The organism is Mesorhizobium sp. M7A.F.Ca.US.011.01.1.1, assembly GCF_003998295.1.
Lineage (GTDB): Bacteria > Pseudomonadota > Alphaproteobacteria > Rhizobiales > Rhizobiaceae > Mesorhizobium.
The window spans coordinates 25,854-42,455 of record NZ_RZRT01000007.1 but is presented as its reverse complement, the minus strand read 5'-3'; the positions used below and the strand labels follow the sequence as shown (position 1 = coordinate 42,455).

14 protein-coding genes are annotated in these 16,602 nt (G+C 59.5%); 8 read left to right on the top strand and 6 right to left on the bottom strand.

Annotated features, from left to right (window positions below):
- The first annotated feature begins 3 nt into the window (after positions 1-3).
- The 7 genes from EOA13_RS11065 to EOA13_RS11035 all read left to right on the top strand — a co-directional run bounded on the left by EOA13_RS11065 (position 4) and on the right by EOA13_RS11035 (position 6,962).
- Positions 4-432: a hypothetical protein gene (locus EOA13_RS11065; protein ID WP_127292428.1), complete on the top strand. Its 429-nt coding sequence runs from the start codon at positions 4-6 to the stop codon at positions 430-432.
- The gene (locus EOA13_RS11060; RefSeq protein ID WP_127292426.1) at positions 429-1,430 is read left to right on the top strand and encodes a hypothetical protein; all 1,002 of its coding nucleotides are present in this window, start codon (positions 429-431) and stop codon (positions 1,428-1,430) included. The genes EOA13_RS11065 and EOA13_RS11060 overlap by 4 nt, the downstream gene beginning before the upstream one ends.
- Complete coding sequence (locus EOA13_RS11055; protein ID WP_127292424.1) at positions 1,427-1,864, top strand: hypothetical protein; 438 nt, start codon at positions 1,427-1,429, stop codon at positions 1,862-1,864. The genes EOA13_RS11060 and EOA13_RS11055 overlap by 4 nt, the downstream gene beginning before the upstream one ends.
- Before the next feature lie 27 nt (positions 1,865-1,891).
- A complete protein-coding gene (locus EOA13_RS11050) occupies positions 1,892-2,230 on the top strand; it encodes a hypothetical protein (RefSeq protein ID WP_127292423.1) in 339 nt (112 codons plus the stop codon).
- 21 nt (positions 2,231-2,251) lie between these two features.
- Positions 2,252-5,227 (top strand): site-specific DNA-methyltransferase, encoded by a 2,976-nt coding sequence (locus EOA13_RS11045; protein ID WP_127292420.1) that lies wholly within the window; start codon positions 2,252-2,254, stop codon positions 5,225-5,227.
- A gap of 6 nt (positions 5,228-5,233) precedes the next feature.
- A complete protein-coding gene (locus EOA13_RS11040) occupies positions 5,234-5,770 on the top strand; it encodes a GIY-YIG nuclease family protein (protein ID WP_127292418.1) in 537 nt (178 codons plus the stop codon).
- Positions 5,771-5,861: 91 nt separating this feature from the next.
- A complete protein-coding gene (locus tag EOA13_RS11035; RefSeq protein WP_164780050.1) occupies positions 5,862-6,962 on the top strand; it encodes an HNH endonuclease in 1,101 nt (366 codons plus the stop codon).
- A gap of 21 nt (positions 6,963-6,983) precedes the next feature.
- On the opposite strand, the gene EOA13_RS38625 is transcribed toward EOA13_RS11035, so the two are convergent.
- Positions 6,984-7,307 carry a hypothetical protein gene (locus EOA13_RS38625; protein WP_245490357.1) on the bottom strand — a complete coding sequence of 108 codons (324 nt, stop codon included), beginning with the start codon at positions 7,305-7,307 and terminating at the stop codon, positions 6,984-6,986.
- A gap of 63 nt (positions 7,308-7,370) precedes the next feature.
- Here EOA13_RS38625 and EOA13_RS11030 point away from each other — a divergent pair, with 63 nt between their 5' ends.
- Positions 7,371-9,170 carry a 3'-5' exonuclease gene (locus EOA13_RS11030; protein ID WP_245490356.1) on the top strand — a complete coding sequence of 600 codons (1,800 nt, stop codon included), beginning with the start codon at positions 7,371-7,373 and terminating at the stop codon, positions 9,168-9,170.
- Between the two features lie 81 nt (positions 9,171-9,251).
- On the opposite strand, the gene EOA13_RS11025 is transcribed toward EOA13_RS11030, so the two are convergent.
- Genes EOA13_RS11025 through EOA13_RS11005 form a run of 5 tightly spaced genes read right to left on the bottom strand, consistent with a single transcriptional unit; the run spans position 9,252 to position 16,601 of the window.
- Positions 9,252-11,213, bottom strand: a complete 1,962-nt coding sequence (locus tag EOA13_RS11025) for a DEAD/DEAH box helicase (protein ID WP_127292410.1) — start codon at positions 11,211-11,213, stop codon at positions 9,252-9,254.
- A 37-nt stretch (positions 11,214-11,250) separates the two neighbouring features.
- On the bottom strand, positions 11,251-13,398 hold the full coding sequence (locus tag EOA13_RS11020) for a peptidase M50 (RefSeq protein WP_127292408.1): 2,148 nt from the start codon (positions 13,396-13,398) through the stop codon (positions 11,251-11,253).
- 21 nt (positions 13,399-13,419) lie between these two features.
- The gene (locus EOA13_RS11015; RefSeq protein ID WP_127292405.1) at positions 13,420-15,306 is read right to left on the bottom strand and encodes an HlyD family efflux transporter periplasmic adaptor subunit; all 1,887 of its coding nucleotides are present in this window, start codon (positions 15,304-15,306) and stop codon (positions 13,420-13,422) included.
- Positions 15,307-15,337: 31 nt separating this feature from the next.
- Positions 15,338-16,315, bottom strand: a complete 978-nt coding sequence (locus EOA13_RS11010) for an efflux RND transporter periplasmic adaptor subunit (RefSeq protein WP_127292402.1) — start codon at positions 16,313-16,315, stop codon at positions 15,338-15,340.
- Positions 16,299-16,601, bottom strand: coding sequence for a DUF3467 domain-containing protein (locus tag EOA13_RS11005; RefSeq protein WP_127292399.1), 303 nt, complete (start codon positions 16,599-16,601; stop codon positions 16,299-16,301). Before EOA13_RS11005 ends, EOA13_RS11010 begins: the two co-directional genes overlap by 17 nt.
- Position 16,602 lies beyond the last annotated feature (1 nt).

The following is a 16,602-nucleotide window of genomic DNA, read 5'->3' as shown; positions in this document are numbered from 1 at the left end:
GCGATGATCTACAATGACCTCAAGACAGATGTGATCAAGCGCTTCTGGCTGCATATGTTCGGCCGTCACAAGGGCGAGATGCTGCATGGCAAGGCGCAGCCTGTCGGCGCGCGCTGGCACACCATGCCGGAACTGGGTCTGGCGATTAGCATCACCACCGGCATCGACTTTGTCCGCGTCTTCGTCCGGACGATGGAAGGCGGGAAAGCGTCGAAGCTGCGCGAGCGCCTGACACACTGGCAGGACGAACTGCTTCCAGCACTTGGCGCTCCTCTGAAAAGCCCAGGCGAGAGCGACAGGTTCTTCTCCATCAGGCTTGATCTCGACATGAACGACGAAGGCAATTGGGACGCCGCGGCCGATTTCCTGTGGGACACCTCGCAGCGCTATGAAAAGGCCCTGCGCGAAACTCTGGGTGGGACCGACGCATGACCGACCCCCGCGAGCCCCACTTCGTGGCACAGGAACGCACGCGTCAGGCGGCTTTCTTTGAAGCGTATCTTCCCGGCGAGGGCGGCTTTGAGGGGAGCGGCTATCGCCTTGCTCCTGCGAACCGCCTTTCGAACCTCAACCCTGCGATCCGCGACATTGCCGCCCGCTATTTCTCTGACAACGCCATCGCCTGGCATCAGCACGCCGCTCATGGGCTTTCCTCGCAAGTCTGCTGTCTGAACTTCCTGATGCCTCTCGCGACGCGCCCGGAATTGTTGGCGCGTCTGGTCCAGCAGGCCATCGGCGGCGAACTTCCGGAAATGCTGGAGGTCGAGAAAGGACCGGACGGCGAACCTTGGTTGGTCGGCTTCGAATGGATCGGCCGCAAGGATCACCTCAACGAATGGCCCCGAACTGGATCGCCGAAGCGCGGCGTCAATGTTACCAGCGCAGATGCCATTGTGCGCTTCCGACAGGCGGGCCGCGTCGAGACCTTGCTGATCGAGTGGAAGTACACTGAATCCTATGGCGCTCCGCCCGAACCAAAGCGCGAAGCGGAGCGTCTTCGCCGATACCAGAACATTGCCTTCGCGCCGTTCGGCCCGTTGCGCAGCAATGCCGACCTGAAACTTCCCGACCTGTTTTGGGAGCCGTTCTACCAGCTCTTTCGTCAGCAAATGCTGGCGTCACGTACGCAGGCAACGAAGGAAGACGGCGCGGAACGCGTCCGCGTGCTGCATATTGCGCCGGCCGGCAATCGGCGGCTTTCGCGTGTCACGTCGCCCGCGCTGCGAGCGCTCGGCGACAATGCCTTCACGGTCTACCGCACCTTGCTGGTCGATCCCGAAGACTTTTTTAGCCGCTCGACCGAAAAGCTATTCAGCCCGCTGATAGCCAATGTGCCCGCAGACGATTCCTGGGCGAACTATCTCAGCAAACGCTATGCCTTCCTGGCCGATACGGCCGCCCCTTCTCCAAGCGAAATGACCCCAGCATGAACACTATTTTCGACATCAGCCCCCGCACCGCCGCCGAATTCGACGACGATTCTTTCTGGAAGGTGCTGGAAGAACGGCACCCGGAGGAACGAGGCAGGCGGGCTGCAAAGTCAAAATTCTACTGGCAGCGCTCGCTGCCACAAGTCGATCTGGTCGTCACCATGTACGTCTCGCCGGACAAGGATCGCTGCGGGGTTTTCCTCGGCCGCAACGAGAAGCTTGGTGCGGTTGACGTCGCGGAGCGAGTGCGTCCGCATGCCGTTCGCCTTTCCGAGATGCTGAAACTCGATCCGGCGGTCAGTTCGGCGGAGTTTCCGTTCATGTCGGAATGGCAGGTCAACTGCTTCGCGGCCGACAATTGGCCAGCCATGAGCGACTGGCTTACCACGGAGGCATCGCGTTTCGAGCGCGCTTTGGTCGGGCTCGCCGTCTAAAAACGTTGACAAGCAAAGGGGGAATGCATGGCAAACTACAAGGACGGCGTGATCCGTGACGGGTCCTCTATCGGGCTGGGCAATGCTCTTGGAAACCTCAAGAACGGAATTATTCGAAATGGCTCCTCGCCCGGTTTGGGATCCGCCCTTGGCAACGTCAAGGATGGGGTTATTCGAACCGGTTCCTCCGTTGGGCTGGGATCAGCGATCGGGAATGTGAAAGCCGGTGTGGTTAGGGATGGTTCCAGCGCCGGATTGGGAAAAATTGTCGGGAAGGTCTCAGATTTCACCATCAAGGGGATCGAGCGTGAGCGCGACGACGAGATCGTTGCCGTCTATCACTTCCTCATAAAGAAATTTCTCTGACGATCCTGATTGGACTGCCCGATGGCAAAGACGCCGACGCAGAAGAATATCGACGCGCTGACCCATGACCAGGCGCGGCGGATCAACAATCCGACCGCCGAAATGGCCTCGCTGTTCGAGCAGCAGGAAGAGATCCTGGGCAGCGCGGATCATTCCATTTCGCTGCCGCGCGCGCGGCCGCTGGCCAACGGCGAAACCAGGCAACGCGACGGCGATCTCGACCCGCAGATCATCTGGAATGGCGTCAAGATCAGGATCACGAAGGACCAGATGCGTAAGCTCGCCGAGACCGGCGAGATCGAGATCGGCGACGCCCAACTCGTCTGGAAGGGCAAGGATTCGCAGGACTGGTCCGACCTCGTCGTCAATGCGCCACCGATCTATCGTCAGGAAGCGATCCACCCGAGGCACCTGATCGACGATCTCAGGCGCAGATCCGACAGGGCACGTGAAGAAAAGACCGACGCCCCAACCTTCTTTTCAGACTTCAACGGCATCACCGATCCGGAGGCGCGCGCCGAATTCTACCAGCATCCGCAGCACTGGACGAACCGCTTCATTCTCGGCGATTCTTTGCAGGTGATGGCGAGCCTTGCCGAGCGCGAGGCGATGCGCGGCAAGGTGCAGTGCATCTATTTCGACCCGCCATACGGGATAAAATTCAATTCCAACTGGCAAGTCTCGACGCTGTCGCGCGACGTGAAAGACGGCAAGGCGACCGACGTTTCGCGCGAGCCGGAACAGGTCAAAGCCTTTCGCGATACCTGGAAGGACGGCATCCACTCCTACCTCACCTATCTGCGCGACCGGGTGACGGTCGCGCGCGAGCTGCTGTCGGAAAGCGGCTCGGTCTTCGTCCAGATCGGCGACGAGAACGTGCATCGCGTGCGAGCGCTTATGGATGAGGTGTTTGGTGAGGAGAATTACCAAAGCACTATTTATTTCGTCACAACTGGAGGCCTCGCAACTGACGGGCTCAGCAGAGTCGGCGACTACGTCATTTGGTATGCGAAGAACAGCAGGCAAAAGAAGTTTAGACCCCTCTATCATAAGAAGCGTGGAGCCGACGAGGACGGTAGCGCCTACAAAAGCGTTGAAGTTGGGATCGGCAATCGAAGGCGGCTGTCGGCCATCGAAATCGCGAACTTGGACGCACTGCCTTCATCCGCCCGGATATTCAGAATTAGCGATCTATGCGGGCAAGGTGCTGCAAAGGTGCCTACGCCCTTTGATTTTCAAGGACGCACATATCACCCGACCAAAAGTAGCCACTGGAAGCCTAGGTATCCTGATGGGCTGCGGCGGGCCGCTCAAGCCGATCGGATATATGGAACGGACAATACACTCAACTACGTTCGCTTCTTGGATGATTACCCCGTTTCGCCCTATTCAAATTTTTGGGACGATACGGGGCATTCCGGTTTCGCCTACGACAAGTTGTATGTTGTGCAGACCGGCACCAAAGTAATCGAACGTTGCATCCTGATGACCACCGACCCAGGCGACCTGGTGCTCGACCCGACCTGCGGCTCCGGCACAACGGCGACGGTCGCCGAGCAATGGGGCCGGCGGTGGATCACCATCGACACGTCTCGCGTGGCGCTTGCGCTCGCCCGCACGCGGCTGATGTCGGCGCGCTATCCCTACTACCATCTTGCCGACAGCACGGAAGGCCGCGCGCAGGAGCAGAAGGTGTCCGGTAAGATCCGGCCGCAAGGAACGAACTCGGGCGACATCCGCCAGGGTTTCGTCTACGAGCGCGCGCCGCACATCACGCTGAAATCCATCGCCAACAATGCCGAGATCGATGTGATCTGGGAGAAGTGGCAGGCAGTTCTGGAGGCGCTGCGGACTGAGCTGAACGCGAAGCTGTCGACCGGGTTCGAAGAGTGGCAGATCCCGCGCGATCTCGACGGGTGGTTGGACACCAAAGAAGGCGCCGCCAAGGCCGCGCTAGTCAGCGCCCGCGTGCGCGAGTTGCACAAGTGCTGGTGGGAGGGCCGCATCGCCCGCCAAAAGGAAATTGACGCCTCGATCGCCAAGGCGGCAGATGTCGAGATGCTCTACGATCGTCCCTATGAGGACAAGTCGAAGGTGCGCGTCGCCGGACCGTTCACGGTCGAGAGCCTGTCGCCGCATCGCGTCGTCACCGCCCGTGACGACACGCTTTCCAGCGAAATCCGCGCCGGAGAAGGCGGCATGCAGCCCGACCCGAAAAATGTCCCGGGGGCCGATTTCGGCCAGATGGTGCTCGACCATCTGCGCAGCGCCGGCGTGCATCAACAGGAGAAGCGCGACACGATCCATTTCAATTCGGTCGAACCCTGGCCGGGCAATTTCCTTGCCGCGGAAGGCCGCTACAATGACGGTGATGGCCGAGAAAAACGCGCGGGAATCCTGATCGGTCCGGAATTCGGCACGCTGACGCGTAGCCAGATCACGGCCGCCGCCCGCGAGGCTTCCGATGCCCGCTTCGACGCGCTGATCGCCTGCGCCTTCAACTTCGAAGCCCAGGCGAGCGACCTGAACAGGCTCGGCCCGCTGGCCGTCCTGAAGGCGCGCATGAATCCCGACCTGCACATGGCTGAGGATTTGAAGAACACGGGCAAGGGCAACCTCTTCGTCGTATTCGGCGAGCCGGATGTCGACCTGATCGAGACGGCGCAGGGCGAATTGCAGGTGAAGGTCAACGGCATCGACATCTTCGATCCCTCGACCGGCGAAATCCGCTCCGACGACGTCAAGGGCATCGCCGCCTGGTTCATCGACACCGACTACAACGAAGAGAGCTTCTTCGTCCGCCACGCCTATTTCCTCGGCGCCAACGATCCCTACAAATCGCTGAAGACGGCACTGAAGGCCGAGATCGACGAGGAAGCCTGGCAAACACTCTATTCCGATATATCCCGGCCATTCCCGCGGCCGAGCACAGGAAGAATCGCGGTGAAGGTGATCAATCATTTTGGTGATGAAGTGCTGAAAGTGTTTGGGGTGTGAGGTGCGATGGAAGAGAGCGGACGCTTGATCCGAAATTACGGTCTCTTCTGGCGCAAGCACGAAGTGGACTGGAAGCAGCGACGGCACGGACGGCTTATTGGACTCGGCGTGCGCAAGATAAACGGCGGCCGTGTGGATTTCTCCCAGCAACGAGGCATCTACGCTCTCTACGATGACACCTTCCGGCTGATTTATGTGGGTCAGGCCGGCGGCAAGGACCGACGCCTCTATCCTCGGCTCCGCAAGCACGCGCATAGCGTTCTTTCTGAACGATGGACACGATTTTCATGGTTCGGAATCTGCGATGTCGATTGGGAGACCGCGGTTGATATTCGCGGCTTACGCGAGGTTCCCGATGAGATTCGGACCGATCGCGTCAACGTGCTCAATCATCTCGAAGCCATCCTCATCATGGCGGGCGAACCTATCAAAAACTTGAAGGGTGGCATCTTTGGCAAGGATGTTACGCACTTCCGACAAGTGCCGTTGAATCGCCAGCACCAAAAACCGGATGAAGAGGACTTTTCGGAGGAAGAAGAATAGTCTGCTCATTCATTGCTGAATTGCCATGGATTGCGGTCAAGGTGATCGGGGACGAAGTTCTGAAGGCGTTTGGGGTATAGGCGGGGGAATCATGGCGCTTTATTTGCTGAAGCCGGTAGTGTGGAATTCTAACGCCTATCTCCAACCCAGTGGAGCAAGAGTTCATTCCGGCTATCCCAAAGAAAATGGATATGGGCACGAGGAGTGGAATAACTCAAAACAATTAGAGTTCACCGAGGATGGCAAACGATGCAAAGCCTTCCACACGGAGGGCTTTGGGAATCAGCCTCTCGAGGCACATGATGGCCGAGTTTTTGTTTTCATGATTGCCGCGCATTCGGGGCGACAATTTCTCATTGCAGTCGCAGGAAATGCGACATCTCTTCTCGACGAGACGCAAAAAAAGCGACGCCTTTCAATAGTGAAGAGGCTCGGAATTGGCGACCAATTTCGTCAGGACGCCTGGTCGGTCGCGCGTGTGAGGAAGTTGTTCCGGGATGATGAAGACCGGTTCACGCGGCATTGGAAGGACGAAATCCACTGGGTGCCCAACTGGATATGCCCTGCAGAATCCTACGTGCCATTTGCGGAACCGCTCCAACTAGATCCCCAGTCAATTTCCGGAAAGAGTTCATTGGTCAGAATGTTCGGGTCTTATCAGGAGATCTCGCGCCAAACCGCACTTCGAATCCTTGACCTGTCGCCCACAAATTTGTCGGCTCAGCAGCTGAAACGGAACTGCACAGATGAGTCCGATATTCAAGAAGATCTCGCAGATCTAGACAAAACTGGACCCGCCGCTTCAACAACGAGAGCTGCGTTGATCGACGCCAGGCTTGGGCAAGGGAGATTCCGAAATGAAACGCTCGCCTTCTGGGATGGGAAGTGCGCCATCACTGGCTGCGGTGTAGGTGAAGTCATTCGCGCTTCGCATCTAAAGCCTTGGCGCGACTCGAGCAACAAGGAAAGGCTCGACCCGCGAAACGGACTGCCCCTCGTTGCACATCTCGACGCTTTGTTCGACCGAGGTTTGATCTCATTCGGCGAGGCCGGTGATTTACTGATATCGGGCCTAGTTTCGGATGACGAGCGATGCATACTGCATCTATCGGACGGTTTGCAGAAACCGCCGCATAGCGGGACTGCCCCATATTTAAAATGGCATCGCGACTATGTTTTTCGAGCGGGTTGAGATCGAAAGTTTGAGATGCTCCTAGGCGCGAAGCACAGCGACAAAGTTCGTATACGCGCGGAAGTATCCCGTACGCTCGTCATCACCGATCAGAGACGTTAGTCCATGGCCACCATTCTCGCCGACAGTTTCACGTCGTCCCTCGCCAAGCTCTCCAATGACGAGCAGAAGCAGGCGAAACTGACGGCGTTCGACCTGCAGGCGAATCCCGATCAGCCGGGTCTTCAGTTCCACCGGATCGACAAATCGAAGGATCCGAATTTCTGGTCGGTGCGGGTTTCCCGCGACATCCGCATCATCGTGCACAAGGCTGGCGGAAGCTTGATGCTCGCCTATGTCGGCCATCACGAAGACGCCTATTCCTGGGCGGAACGACGGCGCATCGAGACTCATCCGACGACTGGTGCGGTGCAGATCGTCGAGGTGCGAGAACTGGTCGAGCAGATCGCGCCGCCCTCAACGACCGCGTTTAAACAGGCCGACCTGCCCTTCGATGTCGCCCCTACAGAAGAAGAACCCGCTGCATCCGCCGCACCGATCTTCGAAAAACTGGCGCAGGACGAGCTGCTCTCCGTCGGCGTTCCAGCCGACTGGCTTTCCGACGTCGCCGTGGCTACCGAAGATTCCTTTTTCACGCTTGCTGCCCGCCTGCCACAGGAGGCGGCCGAGGCACTGCTCGAATACGCCGCGACTGGAATCTTGAAACCCGCAGCGGCACCCGTCGAAGACCCGATGGCGCATCCAGACACGATGCGCCGCTTCCGCGTTCTAGAAGGACTTGAGGAACTGCAGGCTGCCCTCGACGCGCCGTTTGAGAAATGGGCGGTTTTCCTGCACCCTCTCCAGCGCGGCGTCGTCGAGCGCGACTATTCCGGCCCAGCGCGCGTCGCCGGATCGGCCGGCACGGGCAAGACGGTCGTCGCGCTTCACCGGGTAATGCGGATTCTTCGCCTCGATGCAGATGCTCGCGTGCTCTTGACCACCTTCTCCGATCCGCTGGCAGCCGCACTCCAGCGTAAGCTGGCGGTGCTCTCCGGCGGTCGCGCCGAAATTGAGAACCGCGTCACTGTCGCCTCCTTCCGCAGGATCGCAGAGGAACTGTTTGCGCTCTCTACGGGGCGCAAGGCGCATATTGCAAGGCGCGATACGGTACGCGGGATGATCGAGAAAGCGGCGGACGATGCGGGCGTGCGGGAATTCTCCCTGCGGTTCCTGATCTCCGAATGGGAGAACGTGATCGACGCCTGGCGGATCGGCAGCGCCGATGCCTACGCCGAGGTGCCGCGCATGGGTCGCAAGAATCGCCTGGGTCAGAGGCAACGCGAGGTGCTGTGGCAGGTCTTCTTGCACGTTCACGATGCCCTCAGGCAGCAGGCGCTGTTCACGCCCGCTTCGCTGTTCGCCGCCGTGACAGAGACCTATTCCGAAAGAACCGAAAAACCCTTCACCCACATTGTCGTCGACGAGGCACAGGATCTCGGCGTGCCGGAACTACGCTTCCTCGCGGCTGTCGCACCCGACAGGCCTGACGCGCTCTTCTTTGCCGGCGACATAGGCCAGCGGATCTTCCAGCAGCCGTTTTCCTGGAAAGGACTGGGAATCGACGTGCGCGGCCGTTCATCCACTTTGAAGGTCAACTACCGCACATCGCAGCAGATCCGGGCGATGGCCGATCGGCTCATCCCGAAGACGATCCGCGATATCGACGGGCTCGAGGAAGACCGCCGGGGCACTGTATCCGTCTTCGAAGGGCTGGAGCCGACGGTCGAGATCGCCAATGATCAAGATGCTGAGCGAAAGGCGGCTACCGCCTTCATCCGCGAGGCGCTCGACGACGGCATGACTGCAGATCAGATCGCTATTTTCGTCCGTTCGGCCGCCGAGCTTCCGCGCGCTCGTGCCATCGCCGAAGCTGCAGCGTTGCCGTACCGGACGATCTCTTCCGGAAAACCTGGCGAAGACGCAGCGGCGCTGGTCGGGACCATGCACTTGGCCAAGGGGCTGGAGTTCCGGGCTGTGTTGGTCGTCGCCTGTGACGAGGGCGTTTTGCCGCTCGCGGCCCGGGTCGCGGACGTCGCCGACGAGTTCGAACTCGACGAAGTCATCGCGACGGAGCGGCAACTCCTCTATGTGGCCGCGACGCGGGCGCGGGATCGCCTGTTTGTGTCCGGTGTTGCGCCAGGGACCGAGTTTCTGGACGACATCTAGCCCCAAGTCCATCTACGATCCTACTGCTGAACCGGCAACTACAGATCCGCTTACGCCCAAGGAATGCAAATTCCGAACCGGCTATTCTGGATCCCCGGCGAACGCCAGCGCCTTCTCCAGCTTAGCGTCCTGCTTCATGGTTAGCCTGCGAGCGGTTAGATTTCTGTTTTCCGCAGAACGCTGTGCAGACCAGCGCAACAGACGACAGAAGGGTTCAGACGCCAAATCCGGTCTGCCTAGAGCAATCGCGTACAGAATTCGAGCAAGGACTCTGGCGTAGCGGCGAAACAATTCGTCCTCCAGGGAGACGATAGCCTCGAAACTGCCTGGGTCGCCCTGACGTGCGCATCGCCCGAAGAGCTGACGATCGATGCGGGCAGATTCGTGGAATTCCGTCAAAACGACATGTAATCCGCTACTTTGGACGATGCTCTGCGAGAGCCGAATGTCAGTTCCTCGACCGGCCATGTTTGTGGCTACGGTGATGCGCCCTGCTTCTCCAGCAGCCGCAATGACGGCGGCCTCCTCCGCGTCCTGACGGGCATTCAGTACAGTGTGGCAAAGTCCATGCGAACTGAGCAATGCACTGAGCTGCTCAGACGCTTCGACCGATCGAGTTCCAATAAGGACTGGTCTACCGAGCTTACTTAACTCGCGCACATGGTCGGCGACTTTGCGCCACTTTTCCTCTGCGGTCCGGCAGAGGTGTGATCCCAAGTTCTGTCGCCGGACCTGTCGATGCGTCGGAATTCTGACGACCTCAAGCCCATATACTTCCTGCAACTCCGTCGAGATCTCCGAAGCTGTCCCCGTCATCCCGGCCAGCCACAAATATCGCCTGAAGAACCGCTGATACGTAATTTGAGCAAGTGTTTCTCGGCGGCCCGTTGTCTTACAGCCCTCTTTCGTCTCTACAAGCTGGTGCAGGCCGCGTTCCCAGGATCGATCCGCCATGACCCGCCCGGTGTACTCGTCGACAATCTGTACTTTCCCCTCTGTCACAATGTAGTGGACATCCCGTTTGAAGAGGTGAAGGGCGGACAGGGCCTGCTCCACCAGTTCTAGGCGCACCCTTCGTGACGCCCAAAGCCCGCCCACGGGCGAGGCCTCAGCGACGGCGACCGTGGCCCGCCCCCGCTCGGTCAGCCGGACTGCCCTCTCGGTGCCCAACAACCGATAGTGCTCACCGGCCGTGAGATCTTTGGCCAGATCCAACGCTGCCTTGTAAATCTGGGTCGCAGTCGGATCGTCAGTCTCGCGCGAAATTATGAGGGGTGTCCTGGCTTCGTCCACCAACACGCTGTCGGCCTCATCGACAATTGCAAAATGCAAACCACGCAACAGGAGTTGGGAACCCTGCTGTCCGTCGCCGATCGTCTTGTCTAGCAAGACACGAGCACCACTTCGACGCCCGCGCAACGCGATCGTATCCCGCAGGTAGTCGAAGGTAAGCTCCTTGTTGGTGCAGTAGGTGACGTCGCATGCGTACGCAGCGCGACGAACCGACGGATCTTGCCCATGCAGCACCAGCCCTACGGTTAGTCCAAGGTTCTCATAGACGGGCCTGAGTTGATCAGCATCCCGCTGTGCAAGGTAGTCGTTCACTGTGACGACGTGGACTGGAACTCCAGCAAGCGCCGCTGTAGCCGCCGGCAAGAGCGCGGTGAGCGTCTTGCCTTCACCCGTTTCCATTTCCGCGAGTCGGCCTTTTAGAAGTGCAAACCCGCCGATAAGTTGCACCGGATGATAATGCATGCCGAGGAGACGCTGCGAGCATTCTCCTATCAGCGCAAATGAGCGAGCGACGACGCTTTCTGCTAGTCCTTCACGCGAGAGGGCCAGCTTGATCTCTTCAGCGGCTAAGCCAATGCTGTGGTCGGCGAGCGTTCGATACTCTTTCCCAAACCTTTCGACGTCTTCCAGAAATGTTCTGAAGCCGCTCAACGTCATACTTGGTCGGCGCTTCACCTTTGCCTGGACTCTGGTGAGAGCATCGTCGAGAGAGCTCGCGGACTCCCGCCGTCTTTCGGGAAACGGCACCATTCGGAGGTCAGCGATCCTCCAAGGCCTGATCGTGTCCTCACGCATGGAACTGGGACAGAAAGAGCTGCCGCAGTCGGCGCGCCATCTGCAGGCCAACCGGTTCCCATTCGTGCTCGAACCGAACATAGACGCGGCTCCCAAAAGCTGGTGGGAGAACGTCAGCGGAGGTCTTCAGATCGAATTGGAACCAGCGTCTTAGGGAGTTGAGACCCTCGGCGTCACGCGGATCAACGGCAATGGCGCCACCACCGCCTGATGTCAGAGCCTTACTCGGAAGCTTGTCGTAGGCGGCAGGCACTTCACGCAGAATTTCCGCCGGAAGCGCCGCGCCACTCTGTCCCGGCATGCGCACAGTGACCCGAAGCAATCGCTCTCGCACCAGATCGATATCATCCTGAGAGACCACAACGCGGATGATACTCGCCGCAGTTGGCGTTACATAACCGAGGACAGATCCCTGGCGGAAGAAGCGCTCAGGCATGTCCTGGCTCTGTTCAACGACAAGGACTCCTGCGGCGGTGCTGGTTGCCACAAGGTGGAGAAACCGATCCTGGGTCCTATCAAGTTCAGCCTGGGCCTCCTCCAGTTCCTTCCGTGTCACCTCGGCCTGCGAACGATCGGCAAAACGTTCCGCACGGAACTGAAGGTCAAGTTCCCTGACGCGGACCTTTAGGATTGAACGCTGCATCTCCAGAACCGGATCGACACTTTCGAACAGGGGCTGGCCCGGTTCGACTGGTGAGCCAGGTTGGCGCTTCAGTTCGCGTAGGAATCCATCAGCGCCGGCGCGGACGTAGGCTTCCTCCGGTAGCCAGATCACCCCTTGTGACATCGTCTGGTGCGGCGCCGGTACAGCAAAGAGGAGCGCTGTTCCAGCGAGCAAGGTGAGGGACGTGACTATGACTGCCCGCGCCCGATGACGGCGCAAACGAGGGCTGGCGATGACGTGCCACAACATCTTGGCGGCGGGCAGTGCTATACCCGAAACGATTCCCCACAGTGCCACAAGTACGCCAAGGATCAGGTAGTGCGTTGCGACAAACAGCGAAATGCCCAACAGGATGAGCATTCGATAGATGAATGACGCGGGCGCGAAAGCAAGCAACCAGATTCGTTCTCCCGGCCCGAGCGGAAGCGCGCGCTCCTTCTCGACACCGAAGGCATAACGCTCGACCAGGCGGCCCCAAAATTCGGATGAACGCTGTGCGAGATTGGGCATCTCGACAAGATCGGCCAGTACGAAGTAGCCGTCGAACTTGAGCAGCGGGTTTCCGTTCACCAGCACGGTCGAAACGCCGGCAACGAGCATCACGTCGAAGGCTATTGCCCGCACGACGCCGGTCTCCACAGTCAACCACACATAGAGCCCAATGGCCGCAAGTAGCGTTTCAACCAGGATTCCGGCCCCGGCCACAGCTGCACGCTGATACTTGCTGCGAAATCCGGCCGATGCCGAAGCATTCACATAGGGCACGGGAAAGAAAACCAGGAACATCAGCCCCATTTCATGGACTTCGCCACCGAAGGCCCGCGTCGTCAGACCGTGCCCCAGTTCATGCAGCACTTTGACGGCAGGATAGACGAGAGCAATCAAAAGCAGGCCTTGCGCCGCGAAGACCCGGTCCGAGATATTTTCCGTCAGAGTGTGTGAGTGAAGGCTCGCCAAGTACAGCGCAGGTGCAACAACGACAACCCACAGAACCAGGCCGGTCTTCCCAAAAAGCCCGCGGCAAAACGGCAGTGCTCCCTTTAGGAAGCGATCGGGATCAAAGAGTGGTAGAGTCAGGGAGAGCGGGCTCTTGAGATTGCGCTTCAACAGCGCCTGACTTTGCTTGGAGAACCGATCGAAAGCTTCTAGTGCGTCCGGCTGAGTGCAGTGGCGAATGAGATCCGCGCTATGAAGCTGCGTCAGCAGTCCAATGATCTCATCCTGGCTCGGCGCGCTGTCGCCGAACATATCCACCATACTGTTCCAGACGGCGTCGACGGTTTGCCGCCCGTCGAGATTGGCAATGAAATAGTATGCGACCGGCGTGAATCGGTGGGACTTGCCGCTGGCGGCGTCCTGAACAACGTACCAGGCGCTGCCGCGATAGCGATGACGATGGATGCGCGCGTGAAGCCGAAGCATCGGCTTCAGGCCGCAAACCCTATACCAGTTTGAGCTCAGGAACGGTTCAACCATCACGTGCTCCCAGGTCCGGCATTAGGGGATCCAAGCCCAGATAAGGAGCCTGGTACGTTCGATCAGGTTCCGTCCCAACACCCAAAGGAGCCGGCGCTCGCCAATTTGGATCTTACCGATGCCCTCCATACCCGGCCGGAGAGGAAGGTCGTTGGAGAGCAGGTCCGCTTCAACACGAAAGAAGTTGCGACCGTCCTCGGCGGTCGCCACTGAAGTCAGCCGGGCGATACGGAATGGGACTGTCTGGCCGGCAGCCCCAGTGAGGGCGAGGGTACCCTTTTGTCCAATGGCAATGTGCCGGATGTCCTCCTCGTCGACATGCAACACGACCCGATACGAACTCAACGGCGCGACCTCGAACAAGACCTTGCCTTGCTGCACAGGTGCGCCGAGCATCTGACTTAGATCCCCGGAGACAACGAAGCCGTCGACCGCGGCAACAATCCTGCTGCGCGCCAGTTTGTCCCTGGCGAGGCTCGCTTGGGCCTCTGCCTGATCAATCTGCGCCTGCAGCACCTGCATATTTAGCCTGTCATGCTTCGCCTGCGCGTCTCTATGTTTCTGCTGGAGTTTGCGAACTTCCATCTCCCACCGCGTGCTCTCCAGCACGAGATCGCGATCGTCGAGGGAAGCAAGAACGTCACCTTGGTGTACGATGTCGCCAGGTCGCACATTTGCCCGGGCGATGAACCCGTCAAAGGGCGCTACGGCGGCTCGCTGTATCGAGCCCTCCAGTACGGATTTGGCTGATACCCGAAATTCCGTGTTGGCAAACGCGAGAAACCCGAACAAAGCGAGCGCCGACAGGACTGCGAGCTTGAGCGCGGGTCGGCGCGGTCCGAAGATCGCCGTAACGGTCGACCGAGCGTTTGTGGCAACTCTGCCAGCGATCCAGCGCTCGGACCCTCGCTGTAGTTCCAGCACAGGGCCTGCAAGGGTTCCAAGGAGTTGGAGGGTCTGGACCGCCTCGGGGTCAAAAGGATCGCTGGCCTGACGCTCCAGCGTCATCACGCCGATCGGTCCGTTGGCGGCTGAGAGCAGCACCGACAGAACGCTCCTGATCCGACCCGAGCAGGCAAGCTCCTTGTGAGCTACCGTGATCCGGCGTTCGGTTCCGGCCACCACGGGATAGGAGACTGGTTGTCTCTGATCGAACGCCTCGTCCATGGCGTTTTCCAGCGTATCGACCAACTGCGACTTCCGTTGAAACCAAGCCGAATGCGACATCGCCCGCATCCGGATTCCGCGCCGCTCGTGGAACCCGAGTGAAACGCGCTCGCAACCGAAGCGCGCCGCAACCTCGTTCGTCAGAGCCAGCGCCGCGGTCTGGAGCCTGGAATGTTCCTCGACGACTGCAAGCATGTGGAGGGTAGCATTTGCGCGAGCGAGCAGCCCTATCTCGCCTGTGGCCCGCTGCCGCAGCAACGCCGCTTCGAGCCATCCGGTCCCCCATTGCAACTGCCGGAAAACGGTCTTGAGATCGAATCCCGCATGGGAGACAACGTCAAGCACGACGACGCCTACCGCGTTTCCCTGCACGTCGATTGGAAATGCGACATGCACACGCGCGGTAGGCCCCGTAATTGCCGGGATTGATCGTACGACACCACGGCGTTCTCGGATTGCCTGCTCTGCTCCAGGGCTCAGGTACGAGACATCCTTTTCGGCGTCCGGCCAAATGGCGGCGGGCCGGTACGAACCTTCTGGGCTCTGAAGCAGAAGCAGGCCAGCCCCCGTTTGCTGGATCTGGCTGCACTGGAGAGCCAGCCAACAAGTGCAAAACGTTGCCAGGTTGTCGGCTGTCGCGAGGGATGCCCAAAGCGCGGCATCTTCCGCCGCCGATACTTTGCCAGAATCCGCGGTGCGGTCTCTCGTCGCGTCCTTTTCGGATTGATCAAGGGTCTCCATCGATCACCTCGAGATCCGTGCACCCTCTGGCCTAGTCGATTTCATAACGCCGGCCAAAACTCTGTCCTGTTCCAAGCATTCGCGCTTTTCCATCTGCGCCCGTCGCGCGCGCTAATCCCGCATCGTGCCGCTGGGTTGCAACGCGTGTGCGAAACCTGATCGTGCAACGCACGCCTGCCGGCACCCTCCCGTCAGGGTTGTCGAGTGTAAGCCTCACGCCGAAAGTTGCGCTGGGGGCATCGATGAACCGGTCGACCACCGACACCTTGGCGGTAAGACTGCCTCCGACGGGACCTTCCGGAAAAGAAACTTCGGCAAGATCGCCGATCTGGATCCGCCCGTAGCGTCCAAGCGGCAGATACGCCTCCACAAACAGCGGATCGGTCTGAAGGATAGTCAGCACATGAGCCTGGTCGTGAAGGTACGCTCCTGCCGAGAGAGCGCGCTCTATGACAACACCGTTGTAAGGGCTGCGTATCATACGCTGCTCCAACAGCGCCTCTGAACGCCTCAACTCGAGCTGCGCCATGCGGAGGCTGAGTTCGGCCTCGCGCAGTTCCTGCTCCGCTTGTTTCAGGTCGGAGTCGCTTTCGTCGCGGCTCGCCTCGGACGCTGCCTTCACCTCGGCGAGCCTCGTTATCCGCTTGGACTTCTTCGTGAGGTATTCCAGTCGAGATCTTTTGGAGAGCACCTCATGGTCGTTTTCTGCCCGAGCGCGGGCCACCTCGAGCGAAGCTCGTTCGACACCCGAGTCGAGCTCGGCCACGATTTGACCTGCTGTAACGGCGTCGCCACGATCGGCAAGCACGTCTTTCACGAGCCCTGAAACGGACGCGCCGAGCTCGACCCTCGCGCTGGGCTCAATCAGACAATCGGCATCGAAGGCAGCTGGGCTCTCTTGTGCAAGAGTGGGCTTCGAAGGAACGGCGAAGGCAAGCGCCGCAAAGGCGCCTATCACCAAGGCGCGAAGAGATGGGTGCGATAATCGCAGCCTAGCGCAGTTCGCCATGACGATTTTCGTGCTCCTGGATGAGCTTCGTGATGAGCTCCTGCAAGCGCTTCGGCGCGAATGGACTCAGAATAATGCGGTGGTGCAACTCGATCTCAAGATCTCGCTGCTGAAGATCCCAATTCTGGTTGATGCCAAAATTGAGGACCACCTCTTCTCGCGTGCTGGTGGCGTTGCAGACATTGCAATAGGTGCTTTTCAAGTTCGCCGTGTTCAAACGTACAGGAGGCTGCGTCTTGCCCGCTGTAGTCGTTTCTGAGCCGTTCTCTGGCTTGCCACTCGCCATC

What these genes read in the sequence shown, in the direction of transcription:
- EOA13_RS11065 (WP_127292428.1), top strand. Translation starts at nt 4, where the DNA reads ATGATCTACAATGACCTCAAGACAGATGTGATCAAGCGCTTCTGGCTG.
- EOA13_RS11060 (WP_127292426.1), top strand. Translation starts at nt 429, where the DNA reads ATGACCGACCCCCGCGAGCCCCACTTCGTGGCACAGGAACGCACGCGT.
- EOA13_RS11055 (WP_127292424.1), top strand. Translation starts at nt 1,427, where the DNA reads ATGAACACTATTTTCGACATCAGCCCCCGCACCGCCGCCGAATTCGAC.
- EOA13_RS11050 (WP_127292423.1), top strand. Translation starts at nt 1,892, where the DNA reads ATGGCAAACTACAAGGACGGCGTGATCCGTGACGGGTCCTCTATCGGG.
- EOA13_RS11045 (WP_127292420.1), top strand. Translation starts at nt 2,252, where the DNA reads ATGGCAAAGACGCCGACGCAGAAGAATATCGACGCGCTGACCCATGAC.
- EOA13_RS11040 (WP_127292418.1), top strand. Translation starts at nt 5,234, where the DNA reads ATGGAAGAGAGCGGACGCTTGATCCGAAATTACGGTCTCTTCTGGCGC.
- EOA13_RS11035 (WP_164780050.1), top strand. Translation starts at nt 5,862, where the DNA reads ATGGCGCTTTATTTGCTGAAGCCGGTAGTGTGGAATTCTAACGCCTAT.
- EOA13_RS38625 (WP_245490357.1), bottom strand. Translation starts at nt 7,307, where the DNA reads ATGGCCGACATAGGCGAGCATCAAGCTTCCGCCAGCCTTGTGCACGAT.
- EOA13_RS11025 (WP_127292410.1), bottom strand. Translation starts at nt 11,213, where the DNA reads ATGGTGCCGTTTCCCGAAAGACGGCGGGAGTCCGCGAGCTCTCTCGAC.
- EOA13_RS11020 (WP_127292408.1), bottom strand. Translation starts at nt 13,398, where the DNA reads ATGGTTGAACCGTTCCTGAGCTCAAACTGGTATAGGGTTTGCGGCCTG.
- EOA13_RS11015 (WP_127292405.1), bottom strand. Translation starts at nt 15,306, where the DNA reads ATGGAGACCCTTGATCAATCCGAAAAGGACGCGACGAGAGACCGCACC.
- EOA13_RS11010 (WP_127292402.1), bottom strand. Translation starts at nt 16,315, where the DNA reads ATGGCGAACTGCGCTAGGCTGCGATTATCGCACCCATCTCTTCGCGCC.
- EOA13_RS11005 (WP_127292399.1), bottom strand. Translation starts at nt 16,601, where the DNA reads ATGGCGAGTGGCAAGCCAGAGAACGGCTCAGAAACGACTACAGCGGGC.